General features: G+C 56.9%; 8 protein-coding genes. 6 read left to right on the top strand and 2 right to left on the bottom strand.

What is annotated here, in order from left to right:
* Positions 1–264: 264 nt before the first annotated feature.
* A complete protein-coding gene (locus tag ACR1XY_RS22120; RefSeq protein ID WP_171329874.1) occupies positions 265–1,179 on the bottom strand; it encodes a LysR family transcriptional regulator in 915 nt (304 codons plus the stop codon).
* A 189-nt stretch (positions 1,180–1,368) separates the two neighbouring features.
* Here ACR1XY_RS22120 and ACR1XY_RS22115 point away from each other — a divergent pair, with 189 nt between their 5' ends.
* The 6 genes from ACR1XY_RS22115 (at position 1,369) to ACR1XY_RS22090 (ending at position 4,839) form a co-directional block, all read left to right on the top strand.
* Positions 1,369–1,989, top strand: coding sequence for a class I SAM-dependent DNA methyltransferase (locus ACR1XY_RS22115; protein WP_171329872.1), 621 nt, complete (start codon positions 1,369–1,371; stop codon positions 1,987–1,989).
* Between the two features lie 34 nt (positions 1,990–2,023).
* Entirely contained in the window at positions 2,024–2,680 is a 657-nt protein-coding gene (locus tag ACR1XY_RS22110; protein WP_010443832.1) for a DUF2306 domain-containing protein, read from the top strand.
* A 62-nt stretch (positions 2,681–2,742) separates the two neighbouring features.
* The gene (locus tag ACR1XY_RS22105) at positions 2,743–3,162 is read left to right on the top strand and encodes a DUF6326 family protein (protein ID WP_010443833.1); all 420 of its coding nucleotides are present in this window, start codon (positions 2,743–2,745) and stop codon (positions 3,160–3,162) included.
* 50 nt (positions 3,163–3,212) lie between these two features.
* A complete protein-coding gene (locus tag ACR1XY_RS22100) occupies positions 3,213–3,869 on the top strand; it encodes a methyltransferase domain-containing protein (RefSeq protein WP_171329870.1) in 657 nt (218 codons plus the stop codon).
* A gap of 48 nt (positions 3,870–3,917) precedes the next feature.
* A complete protein-coding gene (locus tag ACR1XY_RS22095; protein WP_010443837.1) occupies positions 3,918–4,289 on the top strand; it encodes a VOC family protein in 372 nt (123 codons plus the stop codon).
* A 76-nt stretch (positions 4,290–4,365) separates the two neighbouring features.
* A complete protein-coding gene (locus ACR1XY_RS22090) occupies positions 4,366–4,839 on the top strand; it encodes a GNAT family N-acetyltransferase (protein WP_010443838.1) in 474 nt (157 codons plus the stop codon).
* A gap of 187 nt (positions 4,840–5,026) precedes the next feature.
* Here ACR1XY_RS22090 and ACR1XY_RS22085 read toward each other — a convergent pair whose 3' ends face one another.
* Positions 5,027–5,644, bottom strand: coding sequence for a GNAT family N-acetyltransferase (locus tag ACR1XY_RS22085; RefSeq protein WP_480596544.1), 618 nt, complete (start codon positions 5,642–5,644; stop codon positions 5,027–5,029).
* Positions 5,645–6,000: the final 356 nt, after the last annotated feature.

Genomic DNA, 6,000 nt, shown 5'->3' with positions numbered 1-6,000 from the left:
CACAAACAGGCCGGACAGACGAAGGTACTGACGAAAAATGCCGCAAAATCACGAGTAAACGCTTGCAATGCAGGAGCCACCCACAGATGCCGTTCATCGCGAGATAAGTTGCCGCATTGCAGCTTCCCCAAAGCGGAAGTTGATCGATTGCGCAGCATTTCCAACATTAACGTACACTCATCGGACAAAACGAACTCGTGCAAGCGCAGCTTCAACTATTGCCACGCGACCTTACTTGCTCCGGGTTCGGCGCTTTTGCACCTGTTAATCGCCACCACTTCGGCGCTTCGCAACGTCTGACAGACCCCGGGCCAGCAGGTCGAATACGATCCGGATACGACGGCTGGTCTGTAACTCCCGATGGGTGACCAGCCAGATTGGAAACTCAAGCGAAGGGAAATCCGGCAAGACCTTCTCTATGCCAGATTCAGCCTCGCCCAACGTTTCGGGCTGCATAGAGACGCCGTAGCCCGCTTTCACCAATTCCCATGCGACGACACCGCTCTCGCTCGACATCACGAAGCTCTCTGCGCGAACGGGCACGCCCATGTTGTGCAGTGGGGCCATTAGCCTCTCGGGGTCGGCATTGCCGACGAAATCGAGTGCAGCCACATCGCGCGGTGTCCGTGGGCGGCTTGCACGATCGAGATAGTCGGTCGCGGCATAGAGAGTGGCGCGAAAGTCGCCCAAGTGCCGTGCGATCAGGTCCGGCTGATCTGGGCGGACGTGGCGTATCGCGATGTCTGCCTCGCGCTGCGTCAAATTCTGCATCTCACTCGACGCGAGAATGCGGACGCGGATGCCCGGCGCCATCTGTCTCAACGGCTTGAGCACGCCCGGCAGAATCGCTGCTGACAAGAGGTCCGTTCCCGTGACCGTGACCTCTCCGGTGACATCCTGAGATTTACCGTCGGCCACCATCGAGATGAGCGTCGCAGCCTCGCCCATCGTGCGCATGTGATCAATCAGGTCGCGCCCTGCTTCCGTCAAGGTAAGACCACGGACGCTGCGTTCTACCAACGTGACGCCAAGTGCCTCCTCCAACGCACCGATCTGCCGCCCTATCGTCGGCTGCGTTGTCTTCAGCACGCGCGCCGCACCGCTGAACGAGCCTTCCTCCGCTGTCGCGAGGAAGGCGCGTACCTGGTTCCAATCGAAGGAAACGGCCTGCCAGTTCATTCATGAGCGTATAGCAGGTGGACGAATTTAAGCAATCGACCTTTTATGAGCGCATGGATGATACCGGATGCGAAACGAGATCGGCCCGGTCTCTGCAATCGAAAGCGACACAATGCATTCCGCAGTTTCTTACGACTGGCGCATCCGCGCCGCTTCAAACCTGAAGTGCAACGCGCAAAGGAAACCGACATGACTGCCCAAGCCTTCTGGGACCGGCATGCGCCCAAGTACGCCAAGAAACCTATTGCCGATGTCACCGCCTACGAAGAAAAGCTGGAATGCGTCACTGCGCTTCTTCGATCGACCGATCGCGTTCTTGAAATCGGCTGCGGCACAGGCGGCACAGCCAGGAAGATCGCGCCTGTCGTCGCTCATGTGACCGCAACCGACCTCTCTGCCGAGATGATCCGGATCGCCCGGTCACGATCAGGTGGCGATGCCGCGGGAACACCAGAATTTCTTCAGGCGGAGGCGGCGCAACACATTCCTAGCCAACCGTTCGACGCCATTTGCGCGTTCAGCTTGCTTCACCTGGTGGACGACATACCCACCGTACTGGATGCAGCATTCCACCAAATGAAACCCGGCGGTCACTTCATATCAAAGACGGTTTGTCTGAAGGACGCGCCGCGCTGGATGCGAGCCATGGTTCGCGTGCTCATGGCCGTGCGGATCGCGCCTAATGTGATCATCTTGAGTCGCGCTGAATTGACCCGACACCTGATCCGCGCCGGGTTCGAAATCGAGCAGACGCGGTACTTCGGAAAGAACCGACTGAGCCCCTTTATCGTCGCGCGCAAGCCCGCCTGAGGCAGACCGACGCCTTATTCTGAGAGACCGAAGCATGCACTTTATCAGCCGTCGCGAATGGGCGTTCCTTGCCCTCGTGTTCCTCTACTCTTTCATTCCGGCAGTCGTAGGGCTGGTCCGGCTTCCGGAACTTCTCGGCGCTCGGGCGATCATCCCGCCGAACCCGCGTGCGGTGTTCGATCCCCTCCCGATCACATTGCATATCCTCGGCAGTTCAGTTTTCTGCCTTGTGGGGGCTGTGCAATTCCTGCCGAGCCTGAGGCGCTACCGCTCGGCCCTGCACAGGACCCTCGGGCGGATTGTGGCGGCAGCGGGATGCATCAGCGCACTAACCGGGCTCTGGATGACCGTGTTCTACGCATTTCCCGATGCCCTGCAGGGACCAGTACTTTACGGGGCAAGGGTCACGCTCGGCCTCGCGATGGTCACCCTCATCGCATGGGCCATCGTCGCGATCCGGTCGCGAAACGTCGCCGCGCACCGCGCCGCGATGCTGCGCGCCTATGCCATCGGCCAAGGGGCCTCAACGCAAACCGCGCTCTTTCTGGTCGCAATGGCCCTCTTTGACACCGAACTGCAGGGGTTTTCGCGAGACCTCCTGATGGTTGGGGCGTGGGCCATCAACCTTGCGATTGCGGAACTCCTTATCCGCCGCGCCTTTGCGACGCGTACATCCGGCGCGGTGATCTGAACCCGGTCGTGCTCTCGACCTGATACCGGCAAACTCCAGAAACACAGAAAGAAGACACCAAAATGAGACGGCTCGATCCCCGTATTCTTCTGTCGGCCCTGTGGCTGTTCATACTGCTCAACATCATCTTTCGCGATATTCACCAGTTTGTCCTCGCGTCCCATATCGAGATGCTGCTGACAGGCCATTACAACGGCATCGAGATCACCGAAGGGCTGATGCTTTTGGGCGGTTTCCTCGTCCAAGTGCCGATTGCGATGGTGCTCTTTTCGCTCCTGCTAACCCGCAGGATTGGTCGCCCTGTCACCTTTCTTGCAGCGATCGTCACAACCGGTACGCTCCTTTCCTCGGCCCCCACCGACATGGATGACACCTTCCACCTCGTCATCGAGATCGTGGCTCTAATCGCAATTCTCTGGACCGCATGGACGTGGCCCGAGAACGAACACACCGCGCCGCAATCCGACGCAAGTTCTCCGTAAAAAACGTGCGCGCACCGCGGACACGATGAATGAATAATAGGACCAAATAGATGTTGGAAGAAACGCCTTTAGACGATGCGTTTGATCTTTATGACAAGCTCGCACCTCGCTACGACAAACTTCATCATCGATGGCTGCGTCACGCAGGCGGCGAGGCGCAGGCCGCCCTGGAAGGTCTGGTGCGTGCACTTGCGACGCCGAATTCGAGGCTTTTGGATGCTGGCTGCGGCACCGGCAACCTGGCACGTAGACTGATCGCCGAGGGCATGCCGCCGAATTTGATGACCCTTCTCGACCCGTCCGCAGCGATGCTTGCACGCTGCGCCGACATTCCTGTGCCGAAGATACAAGGACGGTTGGAGTCCCTGCCGTTTGAAGATGGCACGTTCGATCTTGTGACGTGTGCTTGGGCTTTGGAAACCGTCCCCGATCCCCACCTGGCTTTGAGTGAGCTTTGCAGGGTTGTTCGAGCCGGCGGCGCGCTTTGTCTCGCGTTTTGCGCGGATGAGCCTGCCCGTGGTCTTGCCGGCAGCCTCATGCGCCAGGCGCTTTTGTTTCGCGGGACCGGCCGATTTATGTCCCGCTCCCGATTGATGCAGGCAATCGAGCGTTTCGAAAATTTTGAAGTGCGGGCAATTCCGAGCCATGGTCCGGCCTCGACCTTACTTGCTAGGCGGTCTGGCGCAGCAACCCAGGGGTCTTTGTAGCCGGGCTTAAAGTTGAAAATGACGACCACAGAACTACGGAGATCAAGCATGATCGGATATGTTACCCTCGGAACCAACAACTTCGAGGCCGCGCTGAAATTCTACGACGCCTTGTTTTCGAGCGTGGGCGCAAACCGTCTTTGGAAACACGGCGATATGGCCGCATGGGGCCGCTCAAGGGCCGAGCCTGCGTTATGCCTTGCTTGTCCATTCAATGGGGCACCGGCAAGCGTTGGAAACGGGGTGATGGTCGCTTTGAAAATGACCAACAGAAAAGCCGCCGATACGCTTCACGCCAAGTGCCTCGAACTTGGCGGAACAGATGAGGGACCCCCCGGCACACGCGGAGATCATGGTTTCTACGGAGGGTATTTCCGGGATCTGGATGGCAACAAACTGAATGCGTATGTCCCAGCGTGACAGCAGGCAAAGAGTTGGCTGTTGAAATATCGCGTCCAGCGGACAATGAGAGACGAGCACATCGAAAGACGCCGCAATGAGATCTGAAATAAAATTCGTCCGATTGTCGGAAATCGACCCAACCGAAATCTTAGCGCACATGTCCGACCCTCGTGTCGCCGAGCATATGCCGCTTCTGAGATTTACTTGGAATGCCGAGACAGTGGCGCGGTTTGTCGCCAAAAAGGAAGAGTGTTGGCACCGTGACGGACTTGGACATTGGGCATTCTTGTCCGATGACCGATATGTCGGCTGGGGTGGATTTCAAAAAGAAGGAGCCGAGTGGGATTTCGGACTGGTCTTGCGGCCCGACACGTTTGGCCTCGGGCCGCGCATCTCGCGAAAGGCGATCGACTTTGCAATTTCCGATGAACGCATCCCGTATGTGACCTTCCTTTTACCACCGTCACGCACGAACCTGCGGGCACTCGACAGACTTGGTGCTTGGCGGGTTGGCGAAGTCGACTATGACGGGGCGACCTTCCTCAAATTTCAACTTGCGACAGAGTGACAGCATTGTCCGATTTCTGGTACATCGCCAGCTCCAGAGTGTGTTGTAACTCGCGGCCCACAGCTGCCTTTCACCGGTTGGTCGAGACACTGCGACCGCGCCCGCATTCCGGTCATTCGCTGCAAGTGCAAATTTTGGCGCTGCACAAACTCACAGGTTGCGGACAATGCAGCCGTTTGATCTACCGCTATTGGGCGGCTCGAAACATCGGAAACAGGGGTGGGGCTTGGTCGGCTTTGATTAGACCCATCTCTTGGAAACCATAGCGCTTATACAGCGATAGATTTGTAGGGTTTGTCGACTCTAAGTAAGCAGGTCTTCCATCTTCGTCACAACGTTTGAGGCAGCATTCAAGCAACGCGGACCCCAACCCTTTTCCTTGGCGAATTGGATCGACCGCAATAAAAGCTAAATGCCAGCAGTCCTCATCGGGATGATAATTGTCCATCTGCCCGAAGGTTTCGAACAACGCATCATGCTTTTCTGATGAGACCGTCTGCTCAAAACAGGCGACAAGCCGTTCTTCGTCAGGGTGAATGCTTGGCGGAAGCCAAAGTGCGCCAGCAGTAAAATCATCGTTTCGAAACGCGCTGCCCTGTTCAAATGCACGCCCTCCAAAGAAGTCCATTACTCGCGGGAAGTGGGTAAGGAAATCGGCAGGTTCAGGATACAACCAGCGCATGAATGGGTCGGCAGAAAATCCTAGAGCAAGTCCGCTTAACAAGCTTTCTGCTTCACTTCGGGTTGATGATCTAAACATGAAATTACCTTTGGTCGTTCCACCTCGATTTTCACGTTTCAGCATGTGGGCCGCAAATACTTGTTGTCAAATGCGCAATTTATTGTCCTGCCCAAGCAACGATGGATGACTGAATTGGGCTGAGGCGTGTGGGGGCAATACAACATTCGGAGGTCGGGCGCATTTCACTTGGATGAAGACCGGCCCAGAGCCGACATCCAACCCGCCATATTGATGCTGCGGTTGCAGCCCGCATTGCAGACTTTCGCGGCGTCTATGCGGCGGTACCGAACGCAATCGATTAAACCGTAAGACATTGGTGCTGGAGTAAGACTAACCATAAACACCCATCTAGGACGCGCAGAATCTCGTGTCGATCTTACCGGAGTTGATCCGTTTGACAGGCCCAACATTCCATTGAT

It is taken from the genome of Ruegeria sp. AD11(2025) (assembly GCF_056542405.1).
The sequence above is the reverse complement of the archived record's forward strand: the minus strand, read 5'-3'. Positions and strand labels throughout refer to the sequence as shown.